21 protein-coding genes are annotated in these 19,257 nt (G+C 43.2%); 7 read left to right on the top strand and 14 right to left on the bottom strand.

The features are described from left to right. Positions 1 to 66 precede the first annotated feature (66 nt). The gene (gene nrdG, locus IGJ42_RS06390) at positions 67 to 663 is read left to right on the top strand and encodes an anaerobic ribonucleoside-triphosphate reductase activating protein (protein WP_005236608.1); all 597 of its coding nucleotides are present in this window, start codon (positions 67 to 69) and stop codon (positions 661 to 663) included. A gap of 136 nt (positions 664 to 799) precedes the next feature. Here nrdG and IGJ42_RS06385 read toward each other — a convergent pair whose 3' ends face one another. The 13 genes from IGJ42_RS06385 to dnaX form a co-directional block, all read right to left on the bottom strand. Further along, positions 800 to 1,456, bottom strand: coding sequence for a DNA alkylation repair protein (locus IGJ42_RS06385; RefSeq protein WP_087664245.1), 657 nt, complete (start codon positions 1,454 to 1,456; stop codon positions 800 to 802). A 20-nt stretch (positions 1,457 to 1,476) separates the two neighbouring features. Beyond that, positions 1,477 to 2,601, bottom strand: coding sequence for a DNA polymerase IV (gene dinB / locus IGJ42_RS06380; protein WP_086332252.1), 1,125 nt, complete (start codon positions 2,599 to 2,601; stop codon positions 1,477 to 1,479). 150 nt (positions 2,602 to 2,751) lie between these two features. Continuing rightward, on the bottom strand, positions 2,752 to 3,093 hold the full coding sequence (locus tag IGJ42_RS06375; protein WP_005229830.1) for a P-II family nitrogen regulator: 342 nt from the start codon (positions 3,091 to 3,093) through the stop codon (positions 2,752 to 2,754). A gap of 16 nt (positions 3,094 to 3,109) precedes the next feature. Continuing rightward, positions 3,110 to 4,327 carry an ammonium transporter gene (locus tag IGJ42_RS06370; protein WP_005236611.1) on the bottom strand — a complete coding sequence of 406 codons (1,218 nt, stop codon included), beginning with the start codon at positions 4,325 to 4,327 and terminating at the stop codon, positions 3,110 to 3,112. Between the two features lie 172 nt (positions 4,328 to 4,499). Beyond that, on the bottom strand, positions 4,500 to 5,360 hold the full coding sequence (gene rsmI, locus IGJ42_RS06365; RefSeq protein WP_005236618.1) for a 16S rRNA (cytidine(1402)-2'-O)-methyltransferase: 861 nt from the start codon (positions 5,358 to 5,360) through the stop codon (positions 4,500 to 4,502). 74 nt (positions 5,361 to 5,434) lie between these two features. Continuing rightward, positions 5,435 to 5,782 (bottom strand): DNA replication initiation control protein YabA, encoded by a 348-nt coding sequence (locus IGJ42_RS06360; protein WP_077452675.1) that lies wholly within the window; start codon positions 5,780 to 5,782, stop codon positions 5,435 to 5,437. Positions 5,783 to 5,801: 19 nt separating this feature from the next. Continuing rightward, positions 5,802 to 6,602 (bottom strand): PSP1 domain-containing protein, encoded by an 801-nt coding sequence (locus IGJ42_RS06355; protein WP_005236620.1) that lies wholly within the window; start codon positions 6,600 to 6,602, stop codon positions 5,802 to 5,804. A 29-nt stretch (positions 6,603 to 6,631) separates the two neighbouring features. Continuing rightward, positions 6,632 to 7,564, bottom strand: coding sequence for a DNA polymerase III subunit delta' (gene holB / locus IGJ42_RS06350; protein WP_005236622.1), 933 nt, complete (start codon positions 7,562 to 7,564; stop codon positions 6,632 to 6,634). Positions 7,565 to 7,578: 14 nt separating this feature from the next. Further along, on the bottom strand, positions 7,579 to 7,908 hold the full coding sequence (locus IGJ42_RS06345) for a cyclic-di-AMP receptor (RefSeq protein ID WP_005229817.1): 330 nt from the start codon (positions 7,906 to 7,908) through the stop codon (positions 7,579 to 7,581). 32 nt (positions 7,909 to 7,940) lie between these two features. Continuing rightward, positions 7,941 to 8,588: a dTMP kinase gene (gene tmk / locus IGJ42_RS06340; protein ID WP_005229815.1), complete on the bottom strand. Its 648-nt coding sequence runs from the start codon at positions 8,586 to 8,588 to the stop codon at positions 7,941 to 7,943. Between the two features lie 20 nt (positions 8,589 to 8,608). Further along, positions 8,609 to 9,205 (bottom strand): recombination mediator RecR, encoded by a 597-nt coding sequence (gene recR / locus IGJ42_RS06335; RefSeq protein ID WP_005229813.1) that lies wholly within the window; start codon positions 9,203 to 9,205, stop codon positions 8,609 to 8,611. 14 nt (positions 9,206 to 9,219) lie between these two features. Further along, positions 9,220 to 9,534 (bottom strand): YbaB/EbfC family nucleoid-associated protein, encoded by a 315-nt coding sequence (locus IGJ42_RS06330; protein WP_005236633.1) that lies wholly within the window; start codon positions 9,532 to 9,534, stop codon positions 9,220 to 9,222. 20 nt (positions 9,535 to 9,554) lie between these two features. Continuing rightward, positions 9,555 to 11,276 (bottom strand): DNA polymerase III subunit gamma/tau, encoded by a 1,722-nt coding sequence (gene dnaX / locus IGJ42_RS06325; protein WP_016621226.1) that lies wholly within the window; start codon positions 11,274 to 11,276, stop codon positions 9,555 to 9,557. Between the two features lie 283 nt (positions 11,277 to 11,559). Here dnaX and IGJ42_RS06320 point away from each other — a divergent pair, with 283 nt between their 5' ends. The 5 genes from IGJ42_RS06320 to IGJ42_RS06300 all read left to right on the top strand — a co-directional run bounded on the left by IGJ42_RS06320 (position 11,560) and on the right by IGJ42_RS06300 (position 16,840). Continuing rightward, positions 11,560 to 12,789 (top strand): SPFH domain-containing protein, encoded by a 1,230-nt coding sequence (locus tag IGJ42_RS06320; RefSeq protein WP_016621227.1) that lies wholly within the window; start codon positions 11,560 to 11,562, stop codon positions 12,787 to 12,789. A 16-nt stretch (positions 12,790 to 12,805) separates the two neighbouring features. Next, positions 12,806 to 13,927, top strand: a complete 1,122-nt coding sequence (locus IGJ42_RS06315) for an ATP-binding protein (protein ID WP_086332251.1) — start codon at positions 12,806 to 12,808, stop codon at positions 13,925 to 13,927. Beyond that, complete coding sequence (locus IGJ42_RS06310; RefSeq protein WP_005236637.1) at positions 13,924 to 14,745, top strand: TPM domain-containing protein; 822 nt, start codon at positions 13,924 to 13,926, stop codon at positions 14,743 to 14,745. The genes IGJ42_RS06315 and IGJ42_RS06310 overlap by 4 nt, the downstream gene beginning before the upstream one ends. A 97-nt stretch (positions 14,746 to 14,842) precedes the next feature. Further along, positions 14,843 to 16,393, top strand: coding sequence for an ATP-binding cassette domain-containing protein (locus tag IGJ42_RS06305; protein WP_086332250.1), 1,551 nt, complete (start codon positions 14,843 to 14,845; stop codon positions 16,391 to 16,393). 9 nt (positions 16,394 to 16,402) lie between these two features. Continuing rightward, positions 16,403 to 16,840, top strand: coding sequence for a helix-turn-helix domain-containing protein (locus tag IGJ42_RS06300; protein WP_008381614.1), 438 nt, complete (start codon positions 16,403 to 16,405; stop codon positions 16,838 to 16,840). Between the two features lie 95 nt (positions 16,841 to 16,935). Here IGJ42_RS06300 and IGJ42_RS06295 read toward each other — a convergent pair whose 3' ends face one another. Next, complete coding sequence (locus IGJ42_RS06295; RefSeq protein WP_086332249.1) at positions 16,936 to 17,904, bottom strand: pyridoxal-phosphate dependent enzyme; 969 nt, start codon at positions 17,902 to 17,904, stop codon at positions 16,936 to 16,938. A 210-nt stretch (positions 17,905 to 18,114) separates the two neighbouring features. On the opposite strand from IGJ42_RS06295, the gene IGJ42_RS06290 reads away from it, so the two are divergent. Continuing rightward, the gene (locus tag IGJ42_RS06290; protein WP_008381617.1) at positions 18,115 to 19,134 is read left to right on the top strand and encodes a branched-chain amino acid aminotransferase; all 1,020 of its coding nucleotides are present in this window, start codon (positions 18,115 to 18,117) and stop codon (positions 19,132 to 19,134) included. Positions 19,135 to 19,257: the final 123 nt, after the last annotated feature.

Below are 19,257 nucleotides of genomic sequence, written 5' to 3'. Positions count from 1 at the left end.
TTAGATTTCTTCTACACTCCTTTTATCGAACAACCCCTGTAATTCACAATAGAAAGAAGTTTTCTTATGAGAAATCCTAAGCCCCAAGAATGGAAAGCAAACGAGTACAGTCAAAATTATATCGCTGATTACAAAGCCTTCAACTTTGTGGACGGTGAAGGCATCCGAAATAGTTTATATGTGAGCGGCTGCCTGTTTGCTTGTGAAGGCTGTTTCAACAAAGCCGTCCAAAACTTTCGCTACGGCACACCTTTTACCCAAGAGCTAGAGGATCGAATCATTGAGGATCTGCGACATGACTATGTTCAAGGACTGACCCTCCTAGGCGGCGAACCTTTCTTGAACACGACGGTCTGTCTGAAAGTTGTTGATCGCGTTCGCGCCGAATTTGGTCATAGCAAGGACATTTGGAGCTGGTCAGGCTACACTTACGAAGAACTGCTCTTGGAGACCCCTGACAAACTAGAACTTTTATCCAAAATTGATATTTTGGTGGACGGCCGTTTTGAACTCAGCAAGCGAAACCTAAACTTGCAGTTTCGTGGTAGCAGCAATCAACGAATCATTGATCTTGCTGCATCTCGAGAACAAGGAAAAGCGGTTATCTGGGCAAAGTGCAAAGATGCTGAAGCAAGTTACGAACAAATCAAAAAACAAATTTAACGACTCAAAACACCGTGCATCTTGAGATGACCCCAAAAGTTAGACCAAAAAATCGAACTTTTGGGGTCACCACATCTTCCTTCAAAGATGATGCACGGTGTTTTTTTTGTTATATAAAAATCAGTGACCGAGCTTTTTAAAGGTACTTACTTGCTTCACGAACCGTCAAAGGCGCCAGACTTTTTTGATGGCGTAGAAGAAAATCTTGGACCCACAGAGGATTCGTCTTGGCATAGTCTCGCAAGCTCCAGCCAATGGCTTTGTTGATAAAGAATTCAGAACTCCCCAAATTGTTGACAAGGATCTCTTCAAGGAATGGTCGATCCATCTGTTCTTTTTGCAACAATTGGTGAAGAATCGCCACTCGCCGTAGCCAAAGATTATCCTCAAGACTCCAACGAAGCATCTCAGCCTTTAACGCTGGCAGTCGGCGAACAAGCTTTCTGACGACCTCACTTAGTGCGTCCACGCTATCCCACCAAGATTTCGTTATGACTAACTGTTCAATTTTTCCTAGATCAACGGCTGATAAAAAGGGCTCCAGCGCCACTAAATAATCAATCGCAAGGTACTGGTGTTCCCGATAGCTGCTTTGCCAACATTGATCGATAAATTCCCAATCGATTCGTTTCATTTGTTTTGCTACTTTAAAGGCTGCTTTTTCCTGCTGACGGCGCAACGGTGTAGGGATGCCTAAAAACTCAAACTGATGCCGCATATAGGCGGCCATTTTTTCCCTTCGTTCTTCATCAGCCAAAGCAATCATCGTTTCATATACTTGATAGATCGTCATATTGGTCCTCCTTTTTAGGTCTACTGATCGTCAGATGTTTGCCATAAAGGCAGTACGATATTTTCATAGGTCAGAGGATCGAGATTTGTGACGGTGATTCCCAAAAGACGAATGCCTTTTTCAAGACCTAAAATCTCTTCCCAAATGAGACTGGCTTCCGAAAATAACTGTTCTTTTTTATGAACGTAAATCGGCAAAGTCACTCGTTTAGTGATCGTAGAGTAATCACTGTAACGGACTTTCAACACGACTGTTTTGCCATGTTTCTGTGTGCGCTTTAGTGATCTCTCAACTTCTTCTGCGATGGCGCGTAATTGACTTAAGACTTGTTCTTCACTCGTTAATGGATTGCCGTATGTATGCTCCTTACCGACTGATTTTCGTTCTCTGGTCACACTGACTGGTGAATCATGGATTCCTCTAACTTTGCGATACAAAGAATACCCCATTTTGCCAAATTCGCGGATCAACGCCATCTCACTCCAAGCGTATAGATCTGCTCCTGTAAAAATGCCTAACTCATGCATCCTGGGGACAGTTTTCTTCCCGATCCCATGAAATTTATCGATGGGTAGTTGTTGTAAAAAGGCCACTGCCTCATCCGGCATCACCACTGTTAACCCTCGTGGTTTATGATAATCCGAGGACAATTTTGCCAAAAACTTGTTGTAACTGACGCCTGCCGAACAAGTCAAATGGGTCTCATGCCAGATGTCTCGCTGAATCAGACGAGCGATCTTAATTGCTGAAGGACAGTTGATTTTGTTCACTGTGACGTCCAGATACGCTTCATCAATTGAAACTGGTTCGATGATGTCGGTGTATCGGTGAAAAATTTCTCTGACTTGCTGGGACACTTCACGATACTTTTGATGATTCCCCGGTTTAAAAATCGCTTGCGGACAAAGCTCGTAGGCTTTTTGTGCGCTCATTGCCGAATGGATGCCATATTGTCGCGCCTTATAATTCGCTGTCGTGACCACTCCTCGGCCGCCGGTATCACTTGGGTGACGGGCAATGACAAGGGGATGCTTGGCCAGCTCAGGATCATCCCGTTCTTCCACCGAAGCAAAAAAAGCATCCATATCAATATGAATAATTTTGCGGCTCGTATCATTTTTTAAGGGAAATTGCAGTTCCGACATCGTTGCTCACCTCGCTTCTTATTATAAACGAACAGAAGTTCCCTATCAAGCAAGGAATCAAGACAAAGACGCAAAAAGGACCAATTTTCATTGGCCCTTCCCTATACGTTCGCTACTTTTGCTGCACGGTTCATGACCCAAGAAGTTCTGCTATAAGGCAGCTTCTCCTCGTTCATTGGTGCGAATCCGAATCGCTTCTTCCAAAGGGTAGACGAATATTTTGCCATCACCGACTTCATCTGTCCGACAGATCGATACAATCAGCTCAATCACGGCATCGACTTTTTCATCTGCCAAAACAAAGCGGACATTTACTTTCGGTAAGAGAGTCGTGATCACTTCTTGGCCACGAATAAACTCTTTTAACCCTTTTTGATTGCCACACCCGAGAACTTGACTGACCGTCATCCCACTGATCAGATCCGATTGATCCAAAGCGGCTTTTAGCTCCTCTAATTTTTCTTGGCGAATAATCGCTTCAACTTTTTTCATGACTGCTCCTCCACTCTTAAGAATCTAACCCCATAAAGGTAGGATAGGCCGTTTCATCATGTTCGATCCGATCCATCCCCACCGCTTCTTCTTGCTGAGATACGCGAATCGGCATCACCCATTTGATCAAGGTAATTATGACAAAGGATAGGATACCAGCGAACAAAATCGTAAATACGATACTTTCGGCTTGTGCGATAAAAAGATCAACACCGCCATAAAGCAATCCTGAATGTCCACCAACAGCGGGATCGGCAAAGATCCCGGTCATCAAACCACCGAAGATTCCGCCTACCCCGTGACAACCAAAGGCATCCAATGCATCATCTAACCCTAATCGATGTTTGATGACGGAAATAAAGAAGTAACAAAACGGACTGACTAAAGCGCCAATGATAAAGGAAGACCAAAGGGAGACAAACCCCGCCCCTGGTGTGATGGCAACTAAGCCCACCACTGCACCTGTACAAGCACCGACGATTGTCGGTTTTCCCACGACGATTTTTTCGATCAGCATCCAAGAAAGCATCGCACTGGCTGCTGCTGTATTCGTGGTCATTAGGGCGTGGATCGCTAGACCATCAGCTGCTAACGCAGAGCCAGCATTAAAGCCAAACCAGCCAAACCATAAAAGACCGGCACCTAGTACAACAAAGGGAATATTATGAGGACGATATTCGGTTTGATGAAATTCTCGTCGCTTACCGACAACGATCGCTAAGACTAGCCCACTGATTCCCGAACTGATGTGAACGACATTGCCTCCTGCAAAGTCGATCGAGCCGATCGCATCTAAGAAGCCACCGCCCCACACCATATGCGCCATTGGAAAATACACGAAAACCAGCCAGAAGCCAATAAATAGAAAAATAGCAGAGAACCGCATTCTTCCAACGACTGATCCAGTGATAATCGCCGTTGTGATCAAAGCAAACATCATTTGAAAGGCAGCAAACAACCCTTCTGGAATTCCCTCTCCTTCTGACATCGAAACATGATTGAAAAAGACTTTGTCTAAATTGCCAATAAATGATCCTGTCCCGCTAAAGGATAATGTATACCCTAGAGCGACCCAGAGGACGGACGCCAAGCCCATCGTACAAATCACCATCATCATGGTATTGAGGATGTTTTTGCGTCGTTCCAATCCTCCATAAAAAAATGCCAATGCTGGAGTCATTAGAAAAACCATACCGCTACAAATTAAAATAAATGCAATATTCCCTGTATCCATTTTACACGCCTCCCTTTCTATATGTTAGCTATCCTAACACCATATTTTCGAATAATCTAGATTTTTCTGAGAAAAACATGAATTTTCTGAAAATAGCTGACTTTATATGTTAGGTAATATCACATAAGCGAGCGTGTGGCACAAAAAAATACCGAGAGAAGTCTCGGTATGATTACTCTTCTATTTGGTGATACGCTTGATAGACAAGCTGTTTCTTTACTTGATTACGTTTAGCCACTTCTTTGATTGCTTCTTTTGAGGACATTTCGGCCTCTTCCATCAAGGCAGCTACTTGTTCTGCGTAACTTCCTTCATAAACAATTTCATGTATTTCAGAAGAGCCTTCCACCAACAGACAGCATTCTCCTTTGATTGGCTGCTGCTCTAAATAGTCGATCAATTCAGAAAAGGTCCCTCGCAAGTATTCTTCATGGATTTTTGTCAATTCTCGGCAAATGACTGCCTGACGTTCACCAAATACCTCTAGCATTGTTTCAATCGTCGCTGCGATTCGATAGGGTGACTCATAAAAAATCATCGTTGCTTTCTGGGTCGCTAATTCACTCAAGGCTTGTTTTTGTTCTTTTTTCTTACGAGGTAAAAAGCCATAAAAAAGATTTGGTTGCGGCGATAAGCCTGAAGCAATCAACGCTGTCAAACCTGCCGTAGGTCCCGGAAGCGCAATCACCGCGATTCCTTCAGCTAGACAGGCCTTGACTAATTCATGCCCCGGATCACTGATGGAGGGCATACCAGCATCGCTGCATTGGGCAATGGTCTTGCCCATCTGCAGCTGTTCTACCAAATGCGGAACTCGCTCTTTATAATTGTGTTCATGTAAGCTTTTTTGCGGTGTCGAGATCTCAAAATGATTCAACAATTTCTGGGTATTGCGAGTATCTTCACTTGCAATCAGATCCGCTTCTTTTAAAATTTTGACACAACGGACCGTCATATCTTCCAAGTTCCCGATCGGTGTCGGAACAAGATACAGTTTTCCAGTGTCTTGTTTATAACTTTGTTGCTTTTGCATGTACTGCTCCTTTCGAAAAAAAGACCAGTGGAAACTGATCTTTTTTCTAACGAACCTATTAGACTGTCAGTCAGTTATTTGCCGCTTTCACGATAGATCACTTCTAGACAAAATGCACAAGGTTCATCATGTTCTCTGCGAGAACCGTATAAGTCATAACAAACATGAAATCCTTCTTCGTAAATCTTTTCTAAATTCATTCGTGATTTAGAAAGTTCTTGTTTGACCGATTCAGCGGGTGCATCTGCCACTTGGTTCAACTCACGAATGTGTTCACGTAAGCGTTGATTTTCCAATTCTAATGTCGTATTTTTTTCGACGATTTCTTGCAAAGACTGCTTCATTTCCGCTAGATTATTTAAGGAATTTTGCAACTCCGATTCTAACTGATTCAATCCGTCATATATTGATCGTTTGTCCATGCTCATTATGGTCACCTACTTATTTTGTCACTAGTTCTTCATAATCATATTCGATTGGTGTTTGCCGATCATGCAAACGGACTTTGATCACTCGGCTCAACAGATCCAGCCCAACCACACGTCCTTTGCCATCTGGCGTTTCAACTTCCTTGCCGCGATCCGGCAATTCTTTTTTCGCCCGCTCATATTCTTCACTTTCATACTTAAGACAGCACATCAAACGACCGCATAATCCTGAGATTTTCGCAGGATTCAAGGAAAGTCCTTGATCTTTAGCCATCTTGATGGATACAGGGATAAAATCCCCTAAAAACGTCGCACAGCATAGTTTGCGACCACAGGGCCCAACTCCGCCTAGTGCCTTCGCTTCATCCCTGACACCGATTTGGCGCAGTTCAATCCGGGTATGAAATTCACTTGCCAAGTCTTTGACTAATTCGCGAAAGTCAACACGGCTTTCTGCAGTAAACGAAAAAATCAGTTTTGTCCGCTCAAAGGTATAGGCTACTCGAATCAGTTTCATTGGCAACTGATGTGCGCGGATTTTTTCTTTTCCAATTTTTAACGCTTCATCTGCCGCCTTTTGATTGGCTGCTGCCTGTTCCAAATCTTTCTTCGTCGCCCGACGTAAGATAGGTTTGACTACCTGAGGCAAATCGCTCTCATTCATTTCTCTGCTTTTGGTGACGACTGTGGCAAGACATTTAGCATCTTGTGATTCCACGATGACTTGGTCATTTATAGTATAGGTCTGTTTTTTCGGTGTGTAAAAATAAATCTGGCCTACGTCATGATAACGCACTCCGACAACTTCGATCATCTCTGGTCTCCTTTTCCGGCTGCTGCGTTTTATCCATAGATGATTTTCACGGAAAATTGTTCTGCCACACCTTGGAAAGACACATTGGCTTGCAACTTTTTTTGTGCTTGCAATGCGGCTTCAATGGCACGATTGATCTCTTTTCCCCATAAACCTTGCCCCAACAATCGATCCCGCTCCTCTTGAAAGTAAAATAACAAGAGCAAAAAGATTTCTGATTGCTGATTTTTTTCTTTTGCTAGACCCAATAATTTTTTCTGAACAAAAATAAATGCTTGCGGGTCTTTCTTCAAAAGGTAATTCACCCAACGCTTAACAGCATCCTTAGTTTCATTAAACCATTCATCTTGCGAGATTTCAACTGCTTTATGATAACTATTGGTCAAGTGGCTTAGAAGTCGGCTTGTCTCTTTAGAAAGTCCCTCTTCTTGTAACTTTTCTTGCAGTTTTTCTTTTGACAAAGGAGAGAAATGAATGATCTGACAGCGAGACTGGATGGTTGGCAAAATACGACCAAGGCTCTCCGTTTCTAAGATCGCCAGAAAGTTTCCCACTGGTTCTTCTAAAAACTTTAGTAAACTGTTGGCAGCGCTGTTGTTCATTTTGTCAGCTTGAGACAAAATAAAGATTTTCAAACGGCTTTCAAAGCCGCTTTTTGAGAACTCCTCTTGCAGCTGTCGAATCTGGTCGACTTTGATCATCTGCCCATCAGGTTCAATTTGGATAACGTCAGGATGCTCTCCTTGGGCGATCCGTAGACAATTGCTGCATGCACCACATGGCGCTTCTTCTTGTACATTGGCACAAAAAAGGCGTTTTGCGAGCCATAGACTTAGTTCATGCTTGCCAGTCCCCTTGTCCCCTTCAAAAAGATAAGCATGAGCAATGCGCCCATGCTTGATACTTTTTTTTAGTTGGGCAAAAACAAGAGGCTGGTATTCTTGTAGAAATAACTCCTCCATGAAATGCTCCTTTTTTAATATTGATGGAATCCGTCAACTGGCAGCACGAATACGGTGGCGCCACCGACTTCGACTTCGACTGGATAAGGAACTTGACCATCTAAGGATATATCTAGTGACATCGGTGTCGAGACATATTGCTTTCTTGATTGACAGGTTTTTTTAATCAATTCTAACGCATCTTGCACACGGTCATCTTCAATACCAATGATAAACGTACTATTACCAGCCTTTAAAAAACCACCCGTTGATGACAATTTTGTAGCACGGATATTGGCATCAATAAACTCATTTGCCAAACGATTACTGTCTTTGTCTTGTACGATTGCCATAATTAATTTCATGGGACCATCTCCTTTGTGTTATCCAACCTACCCTAGATTGATTTGAAGTAAGCAGGATACGATTCAACGATTGCTGAATAGCTGGATTCAACAACTTCTTGTAACCCCATTCTAGCATCAATCTTATGAATGCGTACAGGATTTTCTTCCGCTAGCTTTAGATACGCATGACGAACCCGTTGATGAAACTCCAATCCTTCCGAATCTAGTCGGTCATATTGATGTGCACGATTTTCTTGGATGCGACGCAAGCCAGTATCAGAGTCAACATCTAGATACAAGGTAAAATCAGGGGTCGTTCCTTCCGTCGCAAACTCGTTGATCCGTGCGATCTCAGGAATCCCGATGCGACGTCCAGCTCCTTGATAGGCAAGCGAACTGTCAACAAAGCGGTCACAGATCACGATGTGTCCGGCGTTCAATGCCGGCAGGACAACCTCAATCAAGTGTTGGCGGCGTGCCGCTGCATAAAGTAAGGCTTCGGTCCGCTCATCCATTTCTTCATTTCGCGGATCTAAAATAATTTTACGAATTTTTTCAGCGATTTTAACTCCGCCAGGTTCTCTTGTTTTAACGATTTTTCTTGTTGCTTCAAGCTGTAACCGAGGATACAATTCTTCGATCACACTGGTTTTTCCAGCACCATCCGGTCCTTCGATGGTTATAAACAATCCATTCACCCTAATTGCCTCCAATATCTTTATAATTCTCGGCGACCTTCTACTGCTTTTAGCAAGGTCACTTCATCCGCGTATTCAATATCGCTGCCCACAGATAAGCCATGAGCCAAACGCGTGACTTTAATACCGGCAGGCTTGATCAAACGCGACATATACATCGCCGTCGCTTCGCCTTCCGTGGTCGCATTGGTCGCAATGATCACTTCTTTGACCTGATCATCATGCAGCCGCTGTATCAGGGATGCAATGTTGATATCTTCTGGACCTGTCCCTTCCATCGGGGATAACACGCCATGCAGCACATGATAAAGTCCATGATACTCGCGGACTTTTTCTAATGCCATGACATCTTTAGGCTCTTCAACTACTAAAATCGTTTCTTTGTCTCTTGTGGGATCACTGCAGATTTCACAAGGATCTTCTTCCGTTATATTTCCGCAAATACTGCAAAAGTGCAAATCTCGTTTAACACTAAGCAACGATTTAGCAAACTCATTGACGACTTCTTCTTTCATATCAATCGTATAAAATGCCAAACGTGTTGCGGTTTTTTGTCCAATTCCCGGCAGTTTCATGTAACTGTCGATCAATCGGGCGATCGGTTCAGGATATTGCACCGTCATTTCTCCTTTTATAGACCCGGAATGTTTCTTGTATATTTGCCCATTGTTTGTTCCGATTCTTTTTCAATTTTCTTTAATCCGTCATTGATGGCTAAAATGATCATATCTTGCAGCATTTCCACATCGTCAGCATCAACGATTGCTTCATTGATAGCAATGTCTTGTAACGTCTTATCGCCAGTAAAGGTCGCTTTGACATAGCCATTTGTCGATTCGCCGATAAATTCTTTGCTGTTTAGTGCTTCTTGTTCTTTCATCATTTCTTTTTGCATTTTTTGCATTTGTTTCATCATGCCTTGCATATTTCCCATGCCTCGCATCATTATTCATCACTCCATGTTCATTAATTTTCTTCAATGCTGGTTAATTCACCAAATAACTCTTGCGCTTTTGTTACTAAGTCATCATTTTCTGGTTCGACAGGAGCGGCTTCGGTCTCTTCTTGCTCTACTTCAATTTCTGACTCTTCCGTTGCTTGACCGCCAGCCAAAAACTCTTGTCGTAGCGTCGGCCAACTTTCTTTTGTAATAAAGACAGCCTGTGGGGCGTAGTCTTTGATCATACGGGACAATTGATTATGGATCATCAATTGAAACTCTTGGTCGTTACTTGCTCGCTGACATAAGATCTCATAGTCAAAAGCGATCACGACGCCCGATTCGCTGGCAGCTTTTGCTTCACTGGAGTGCAGCATAGCTCTTTGCGTCACGGAAAGAGACATCAAAAGATCGTCCCAAACATTACGAACATTTGCCAAGTCTTTCTTCGTTGCACTTTTCAGCACTTGGAACACGCGTTCCTTTGGTAAACGGAACGTAGTGGTCGCCTTGGTTTTCTTCACTGGCGCGGTGGTTTCAGCAACGGCACCCGTCGGTCGATTCTCTTGCAGTCGTTGCACCTCTGCCTGAAGTTTTTGCAGTGCTTGACGTAACTGCGCCACTTCTTGACTATTGTCAGCTGAATTGCTGGCAACAGCAGCACTTTCTGGATCATTGGCTAATTTGACCACAGCCACTTCCAAATAGATCGTAGGATTGTTCGTAAATCGTACTTCATTTTGCGTATCGTTTAAGACCGTGATCCAGTGATAGATTTTTGCTGGCGGGGTAATTTTTGCCAGTGTTTGAAACGCTTCAGTCAACTGCAGAGACTTTTCAGATAGCAGCTGCGGCGCTTGTTGATACATCAGCAAGTCTCGACAATAAACCAACAAGTTTTCCAATAAACGGCGGGCTTCTTTACCAGAGGCTAATAACTCCCGCAAGGTCGCTAACGCATCGGCAACTTCTTTTTCCCCACAAGCCTGCATCAGACGGTCCATCATTTCATAGGACAAGCTGCCCGTCACTTCTAAAGCATCTTGGGTCGTTACGGTTCCATCACTAAAAGCGATCGCCTGGTCGGTGATACTCAAGGCATCCCGCATACCGCCTTCTGCGGCTCGCGCAATGATCTGTAAAGCTTCTGCTTCGTAATTGATCTCGCTAGTAGTAAGGACCGTTTCCAAATGACCCACGATGTCTTGCGTATTGATCCGTTTGAAATCAAATCGTTGGGTTCGGGAAATAATCGTTGCTGGAATCTTATGGGGCTCTGTTGTTGCCAAAATAAAGACAACATTTTTCCGTGGTTCTTCCAATGTTTTTAGTAATGCATTAAATGCGCCTGTTGACAGCATGTGCACTTCATCAATGATATAAACTTTGTATTCTGCTTGGGTCGGTGCATAGTTCGCACGATCACGAATAAAGCGAATTTCTTCTACACCGTTGTTACTTGCCGCATCGATTTCGATCACGTCTTCTTGCGTTCCTGCTGTGATTGAGCGACACATGTCACACTCATTGCAAGGCTCGCCATTGACTTGGTTCGGACAATTGATTGCTTTGGCAAAAATTTTCGCTGCACTTGTTTTCCCGGTTCCTCGAGGGCCCGTAAACAAGTAAGCATGCGAGATTTGATTTTGATCGATTGCATTTTTTAAGGTTTGGGTAATTGCTTTTTGTCCGACAACATCATCAAAACGCTGAGAACGCCAAACACGATATAATGCTTGATAGGCCATAGTTTTCCACACTCATTTCAAAATTCGCTACCTTCTATTATACGTAATATCAGCTAAAAAAACCACCGTTTGCGTGGTGGAATCTCAAAAGAAATGGAAATTTAATTCGAAGAGCCATTCCGCGCGCTTTCACTCACTATATCCTTTTATTCCTCCCTATTTTCAAGAAAAAAGACCATTCCTCTTCTCCAACTTTAGACTGATAACGTAAATCTCACCTCCTATGGTATAATGAATCTACGTTCATCTATTGTGATGAAAACAATTTAAAGGAGGACTGAAAATGGGTATTATCAAAGCGGCAACAAGCGCAATTGGCGGCGGATTAGCAGATCAATGGCTAGAGGTGATCGAGCCTGACAATATGAGCGATTCGACAGTAATGACAAAAGGTGTCAAAGTGCGGCGTAATGACAAACGCGGTTCTAACAGAAAAGGCACGGAAGATGTCATCACTGATGGGTCAGTGATCCATGTCTATCCGAATATGATGATGTTATTGGTTGATGGCGGGCGAATCATCGATTATACCGCTGAAGAAGGCTACTATACCGTCAAAAATGAATTAGCGCCTTCGATGTTGAATGGTTCATTGAAAGATGCGATTTCTGAAACCTTCGACCGCTTTAAGTTTGGCGGCGTTACACCACAAAAACAACAAGTTTTTTATATCAATCTTCAAGAAATCAAAGGAATTCGCTTCGGTACTTCATCGCCTTTGAACTATTTTGACAACTTTTATAACGCAGAACTATTCTTACGGGCGCACGGAAACTATTCCTTACGAATTACCGATCCAATTTTATTCTATACGAATGCGATCCCAAAAAACAAAAGTCAAGTCGATATCAACGACATCAATGAGCAGTACTTAGCTGAATTTTTGACCGCCCTACAAACAGCGATCAACAAAATGTCCGCTGATGGCGAACGAATTTCTTACGTTCCATCTAAGAGCATGGAATTAAGCAAATATATGGGAACAGTTCTTGATGACAGCTGGCGAGAACTCCGCGGCATGGAAATCGTTTCTGTTGCCGTAGCGAGCATCTCTTATACGGATGATTCCGTAAAACTGATCAACATGCGGAACCAAGGGGCAATGTTAGGCGACCCTTCGATTCGTGAAGGCTATGTTCAAGGTTCGGTTGCTCGTGGTATGGAATCTGCCGGTAGCAATGCCGCTGGGGCTACGACTGGGTTTGTTGGCATGGGCATGGGGATGAACGCTGGCGGCGGTTATTTGAACCAAGCGTCTCAAAACAACCAGCAGCAGATGCAGCAGCAACAGGCTTCCGCACAAAACAGCGCAGATCATTGGGACTGTCCACAATGCGGCACCTCTAATACTGGTAAATTCTGCAGCAATTGCGGGACGCCAAAACCAACGAGCGATGGACCAAGCCTGAAAATGAAATGCAGCGATTGTGGTGAAGTGATCGATTTAGCCAACGGCATTCCAAAATTCTGTCCGAATTGCGGCAAACCTTTCAAAGGTGTCCCAGTAGACTAATTGAGGAGGATTGCTGATGGATGTTATCACACATAAGTGCCCCAATTGTGGTGGCGCTTTAACCTTTGATCCTGGCGATCAAAAATTTCATTGTCCATTTTGTCTGAGTATTTTTACTGAAGACGAAGTCACTGCCTTTGAAGAAAAGCAAAAAGAAGCGCAGATGGCCGATACTCCTGTCTCAGATCCTTCTGCAGCGACCGAGACCGAACCGTCCCTTCAAGAAGAAGTTAGAGAGCAAGCCGATGCACAAGCGGGGCAGATGGACCTTTTCACCTGCCCCAGCTGCGGTGCTGAAATCGTGACGGATGCGACTACAGCCGCAACCTATTGCTACTTTTGCCATAATCCGGTCGTTTTGTCGGGACGGCTTTCAGGAGAATTTTTACCTAACAAAGTCCTCCCTTTTGCCATCGAAAAGGAAGAAGCAACTACGAAATTCTTAGAATGGGCGCAAAAGAAAAAATTCGTGCCACGGGATTTCTTCGATCAAGCACAAGTAGAGAAATTGACTGGTGTGTACTTCCCTTATTGGGTCGTCGATGCTGAGATGAATGGCTTGCTTTCAGGTATGGGTACCTCTTTGCGTATTTGGCGCGTTGGTGATATTGAATATACTGAGCACAAACAATACGATGTCTTGCGACGAGGAAAAATCAAGGTGAATGAATTGCTCAAGCATGCGCTGTCAAAAAACGTTCAGCAAAAAATGGTGACTGGCGTTCAGCCGTTTCCCCTTGAAAAAGCTGTTAATTTTCGCAGTCAGTATTTAGCCGGCTTCCAAGCAGAAAAAAGAGACATTGAATACATTGATCTTTCTGACGAAGTCAAAAACGAATTATCGGGTTATGCTGAAAATCTGCTAGCAGGTACCGTCAATGGCTATACTAGTTTTAAACGCAACAATCGTTCCATCAATCTAACAAAAGAAGAAAACAACTACGTTTTGCTTCCTGTATGGCTAGTGACCTATCGAGCCGATGATGAAAACAAGAGTGCCTTTTATTATGCGATGAATGGGCAAACCGGAAAAGTCAGCGGTGTTTTACCGATTAGTTACAAGCGCTTGGGAATCGTCAGTGGCGCAATTTTCGCGGCAACGACCATCCTCGCATTGATTGGAGCGTATTTCTTATGAAAAAACTATCTTATTTGTTGTTACTGCTGGTTGGCTTTTTCTTAACCGCCCTGCCCGCCTTCGCAGCCGAAGAGACAGTCGCAGACCACGCTGGACTCTTTACCGAACAAGAGATCCAGAAGTTGAACGAAGAAGCAGAAGCGCTGAATGCAAAGATCAAAGGCGAAGTTTTTATTCAAACAACAAACAGCAATACGGGAGATATCGAGTTGTACACTGATCGATATCTTTCAAGACGGATCGGCAACGACAACAACGGTTCGGCATTGGTGATCGATATGGCGCAACGGAAATTTCACGTTTCGACTTCCGGAAATATGATCGATTATCTTACCGATTCACGTCTAGATAAGCTACTTGATGCGGTATTTGACCAGATGGCAGAGGGAAATTATTATCAAGCTGCATTGGTCTATCTGCAAAAAGCAGAGGGTTTTGTGGAAGCAGGTGTTCCTGCCGATCATTATCGTATCGATCGTGATACCGGAAAAATTACTTATTACAAAGTGATAACACCACTAGAAATTGCTATTTGCTTAGCGATCGCGGCAGTGATCAGTATCGCTTTTTTCATCATTGTTAAATCCCGTTACCAATTAAAAATGGGCGGCTACAAATTTAACTATCTAGAAAAATCAAGTATTGATCTGACCCAAAAAGAAGATCGCTTAGTCAATTCCTTTGTCACAACCAGACGCATCCCCCGTCCTTCGAATAATGGTGGAGGCGGTGGTGGCGGTTTTTCTGGCGGCGGCGGTGGCAGTACGACCCACTCTTCTGGTGGCGGAACATTCGGCGGCGGCGGACGCAGCTTTTGATTTTTCAAGAGTTCCTTTAATCAGGAACTCTTTTTTTGTTGACAATTTCCATAAAAACATCTACTATTTAGGAAAATATAGGAAATGAGTTGATTTTATGTTTGAAATTATTAGAAACAATAAACTTTTTATCAGTTTGAGTAGTTTGCTAGTTTTTTTGACTGTCCTGACAAACCTCGCTTTCCCTTTGCTTCTACAAGAAGATCACGCACTGCGCTTTGATCATCTCGTCGGCTTATTAGCGTTCATATTAAGTATCACTTATTGCGCGCAATTCTTATTGATTGTGATGAAAGAGCGCTATGCAGCTTCGATGAATGTTCGCCATCTCTTAGAATTGTTAAAAAAAATGAAAAGGAAGAGTTATGTAGAACTCTCTGAAAAGGAGCCCACTTATCTATTAAACCGCATCTTTGGCGTTGTTGATTCCTTATACTTGTTTATTTGCGGTAGTTTTAGCGAAGCCATTCGCTGCTTTTTCTTATTGCTGATCCCACTTTTTTTGTGTTTCCAATTGCATTATTTACTGGGTTTCATTTTACTATCGCTATTTCCCATCAATGTTTTTGGGTTTCGATGGATCAATCAACAGTTGAGTATTAAGATGAAAAATATGCAAGAAGCATTTTCTCTTAGCAATAAGGAAATGTTAACAACATTGTCCCATATTGATACAATGAAGCAATGGAGTGACGCTGTTCTTGAGCAGCTGTTTTCCTCTCAATTGACATCGATGTATCAAACATTAGCAAACACCAATACTTTTGCCCAAACGACTAGTTTAGTCCTTAATGCGATCAATCAGATCGCCCAGATCGGCGTCTATTTGTTTATGATTCAAGGAATATTACAAGATGAACTGCCAACCTCTGCGTTGATTTTGATTGGCGTGCTATTACCCATTTACTTTTCTGCATTAAGTGGTTTAACGAAAATCAATCTTGATACAGCTACTCTGAGGACCAATCAACGTTTTGTTAACGAAGAATTGGCTGCTCCCGATGACCGCTGGAACCAAACGTGTGAAGCTACTCTGAGTCTTACTTTCGACCACCCTGTCGTATCCATTGGCAACCACAGCTTTTCCTTTCCCATTGAAGAAACCTTGAAACCTGGTGAACATATTTACTTGGCTGGCGCTTCAGGAAAAGGAAAATCAACGTTTTTAAAGGCAATTGCTGGCCTTTATCCATCAGAAGGAATTTCGCTTTCAACGAAGAGTAAACGCATCAAGCCAAGAAACCCTGAAACAGATAAAACCCTCTACCTTGCTCAAGACCCTACGATTCTCTCTCGGACAATTGAAGAAAATCTTGTATGGGGAAGAAAAATGACGAGAGAAGAAAAAATAATTATCGAAACCTCTGGTATTTTAGCGCCCATTTTTCAACAGCGCTCATGGACTAGCAGGCTTACGGAAAATGGTGCCGACTTGTCTGGAGGAGAAAAGCAAAGAATCGCTCTAGCTCGCATATTATTAAGTGATGCCGAAATCATTCTTTTAGACGAAGCTACCAGCAGCCTTGATGATGAAGCTGCCGAAAAGATTATGAAGTATTTAAAAAAACATGCAGAAAAACGCATTATCATCTATACTAGTCATAAGAAAGAGGAGCAACGCTTTTGTGATCGTACAATCGCTTTGTAGGAGGAACCGATGAAAGATTATTATACCGTTGAAGAAGTCGCTGAAAAACTGGGCGTAACGACTCGAACCATCCGAAATTATCAAAAGACCAACCAACTTAAAGGGACAAAAATTGGCGGGCAGTGGCGCTTTTCTTACAAAGATGTGGCTTCGTTGATGGGCGAACCATTTGAAGATCCCCTGCTTTCTTTTGCTTCAATACGTTCAGAAAAACAGATACCCGAAAGCTTACTTGCCATTGATTTCTTTATTGAATCAGAGGAATTGCTACAACAGCAAAAAAAAATCGTTATTGATGAGTTCAATGCACTTTACTCAGGGGAAAGTCGGCGTTTTTACTTTGAAAAAATCAACCCAACGATGGCACGATTTACATTGGTCGGACCGTTGAAATATGTAACAACCTTTGGACAGTGGATCGAAACAATACTTTCTCTCCCAAAGTAATCATCTGAGCGCCTGCTTTGAATTTAAAAGAAGAGACCCAATTAGGAGAATGTCTAATCAGGTCTCTTCTTTCTTTTTTGGAAGGCTTGTTGCACTCAGATGATTTCCTTAAACACAGAGAAATCAATATTGCCGCCGGAGACCAATGCCACAGTTTTCTTTCCTCGAAGCAAATGATCGATCTGTCCGCTTAAAATCGCCGCCGTACTTAATGCACCAGCCCCTTCTGCGATGACTTTTTCCTTCAATGCTAAGTAATGGATCGCTTGTTCGATATCGGATTCTTCAACTAAGACCGTTTCATCGATACGGGTCTTTAAAACATCATAGGTCAGTTCCCCTGCCAATGCAACATCACAGCCATCGGCGATCGTTCTACTGCGGCGATTGGCTACTAGCTTTTGCTGCCAAAGTGAGGCGATCATGCCATAAACGCCATAGGATTGAACGCCGATGATTTTGACTTCTGGACGAAGTTCTTTTAAGGCTAAAGCAATCCCAGCAATCAACCCACCACCGCCGATGGGAATAATGACATTATCAACATCTGGAAGATCCTCTAACAGTTCGATCGCAATCGTTCCTTGCCCCTCCATTACTGCACGATCATCAAAGGGGGAGACAAATACTTCTCCACTATCTTTCATGGCGTCTAGTGTCAGTTGTTTGGTTTCATCAAACGTCTCTCCTGCTAAAACGACTTGTGCGCCATAACTTCTTGTCGCCTCTATTTTTGTTTTGGCAGCCGTTAATGGCATAAAGATTCGGACATTGATCCCCAGTAACGATCCGGCGAGAGCAACACCTTGCGCATGATTTCCTGCAGAACAGGCAATGACACCGCGAAGTTTTTCTGCATCAGTCAATGACGCGAGTTTGTTATACGCCCCCCGCGCTTTAAAGGAGCCGGTACGCTGTAGATTTTCTAATTTCAAAAATATCGTGCCCTCTTTTTCTTTGCCTAAAATATTACTTGGTGCAAGTGGTGTATGGATCATGATTGGTTTCAATCGTCGATACGCAGCAGCGATCCCCAGACTGTCCGTCAACACTTCCTCAATCACAAACGTTCCCCCTTTTTTGTATTTTTATACTCTCATTGAAGCACAGAACTTGTAGAAAAACAATCTGGGGAACTCGTACAAGCAAAGATCGGTTCCCCTTTCTTTACACGTCACTGTCACCAAATATTCTTACAGAAGAATTTTCAGAAAATAATGACATTTCTTTTCTGAAGTGCTATACTTAGAAAAATTAAAAAAGGGTGTGAACGAATGACAATCGATTGGTCAAATTTAGGGTTTTCTTATATCAAAACGCCATGGCGTTTTTTGGCAACATGGAAAGACGGTTCTTGGAATGAAGGCGAACTTACCGAGGATAATTATCTGCATATCCACGAGGGATCAACCGCTCTTCATTATGGACAGCAATGTTTTGAAGGACTAAAAGCCTACCGAAGAAAAGATGGCGGCATCAATTTGTTCCGTCCAGACGAAAATAGCAAACGGATGAACCGCAGTGCCTATCGCCTGCGTATGCCAGAGGTTCCTGAGGCCTTTTTCTTAGATGCGGTAAAACAAGTAGTAAAAGCAAATCAGGAATATGTTCCGCCTTATGGCAGCGGCGCCACCTTGTATATTCGTCCTCTATTGATTGGCGTCGGAGAAAATATCGGTGTCAGCCCAGCACCAGAGTATATTTTTACGGTTTTTTGTATGCCGGTCGGACCTTACTTTAAGGGCGGATTGACACCAACCAATTTCATTGTTTCTGATTATGATCGCGCGGCACCAAATGGTACTGGCGCAGCCAAAGTTGGTGGAAATTATGCGGCGAGTTTGTTACCTGGATACGAAGCCCATCAACGGAAATTTTCCGATTGCATCTACCTTGATCCAGAAACGCATACCAAAATCGAAGAAGTCGGTTCTGCCAACTTTTTCGGGATCACGGCTGCTAATGAATTTGTGACACCAAAATCTCCTTCTATTTTACCAAGTATCACAAAATATTCATTGCTGCATCTAGCGCAACATTCATTAGGATTGACCCCTGTGGAAGGTGATGTTTATCTCAATGAGCTGGATCGTTTTGTCGAAGCGGGTGCCTGCGGAACAGCTGCTGTTATTTCCCCGATCGGCGGGATCCAAAACGGCGAGGATTTCCATGTGTTCTATAGCGAAACGGAAGTTGGTCCACAAACAAAAGCATTGTATCACCAATTGACCGGCATTCAATTCGGCGATATTTCGGCACCAACCGGTTGGATCTTTGATGTTCCATTGGATTAAGCGAACCGGGCTACATCCTCTTCAACCGAACGATCACTACGGACCGTTCGGTTTTTCTCTTTCTATCGATCAATTTATCATCACTGCATCAGAATTGATTGCCACAACTCTTTTGACTTGTTA

Origin of the sequence: Enterococcus sp. DIV1067f (genome assembly GCF_050543505.1) — a bacterium.
GTDB classification, from domain to species: domain Bacteria; phylum Bacillota; class Bacilli; order Lactobacillales; family Enterococcaceae; genus Enterococcus_D; species Enterococcus_D entomosocium.
Note: the sequence above shows the minus strand (reverse complement) of the source record. Positions and strands in the feature narration are given on the sequence as shown.

Excerpts from the sequence above, each read along its gene's own strand:
- nrdG (WP_005236608.1), top strand. The coding sequence starts at position 67 with ATGAGAAATCCTAAGCCCCAAGAATGGAAAGCAAACGAGTACAGTCAA.
- IGJ42_RS06385 (WP_087664245.1), bottom strand. The coding sequence starts at position 1,456 with ATGACGATCTATCAAGTATATGAAACGATGATTGCTTTGGCTGATGAA.
- dinB (WP_086332252.1), bottom strand. The coding sequence starts at position 2,601 with ATGTCGGAACTGCAATTTCCCTTAAAAAATGATACGAGCCGCAAAATT.
- IGJ42_RS06375 (WP_005229830.1), bottom strand. The coding sequence starts at position 3,093 with ATGAAAAAAGTTGAAGCGATTATTCGCCAAGAAAAATTAGAGGAGCTA.
- IGJ42_RS06370 (WP_005236611.1), bottom strand. The coding sequence starts at position 4,327 with ATGGATACAGGGAATATTGCATTTATTTTAATTTGTAGCGGTATGGTT.
- rsmI (WP_005236618.1), bottom strand. The coding sequence starts at position 5,360 with ATGCAAAAGCAACAAAGTTATAAACAAGACACTGGAAAACTGTATCTT.
- IGJ42_RS06360 (WP_077452675.1), bottom strand. The coding sequence starts at position 5,782 with ATGGACAAACGATCAATATATGACGGATTGAATCAGTTAGAATCGGAG.
- IGJ42_RS06355 (WP_005236620.1), bottom strand. The coding sequence starts at position 6,602 with ATGATCGAAGTTGTCGGAGTGCGTTATCATGACGTAGGCCAGATTTAT.
- holB (WP_005236622.1), bottom strand. The coding sequence starts at position 7,564 with ATGGAGGAGTTATTTCTACAAGAATACCAGCCTCTTGTTTTTGCCCAA.
- IGJ42_RS06345 (WP_005229817.1), bottom strand. The coding sequence starts at position 7,908 with ATGAAATTAATTATGGCAATCGTACAAGACAAAGACAGTAATCGTTTG.
- IGJ42_RS06330 (WP_005236633.1), bottom strand. The coding sequence starts at position 9,534 with ATGATGCGAGGCATGGGAAATATGCAAGGCATGATGAAACAAATGCAA.
- dnaX (WP_016621226.1), bottom strand. The coding sequence starts at position 11,276 with ATGGCCTATCAAGCATTATATCGTGTTTGGCGTTCTCAGCGTTTTGAT.
- IGJ42_RS06320 (WP_016621227.1), top strand. The coding sequence starts at position 11,560 with ATGGGTATTATCAAAGCGGCAACAAGCGCAATTGGCGGCGGATTAGCA.
- IGJ42_RS06315 (WP_086332251.1), top strand. The coding sequence starts at position 12,806 with ATGGATGTTATCACACATAAGTGCCCCAATTGTGGTGGCGCTTTAACC.
- IGJ42_RS06310 (WP_005236637.1), top strand. The coding sequence starts at position 13,924 with ATGAAAAAACTATCTTATTTGTTGTTACTGCTGGTTGGCTTTTTCTTA.
- IGJ42_RS06305 (WP_086332250.1), top strand. The coding sequence starts at position 14,843 with ATGTTTGAAATTATTAGAAACAATAAACTTTTTATCAGTTTGAGTAGT.
- IGJ42_RS06300 (WP_008381614.1), top strand. The coding sequence starts at position 16,403 with ATGAAAGATTATTATACCGTTGAAGAAGTCGCTGAAAAACTGGGCGTA.
- IGJ42_RS06290 (WP_008381617.1), top strand. The coding sequence starts at position 18,115 with ATGACAATCGATTGGTCAAATTTAGGGTTTTCTTATATCAAAACGCCA.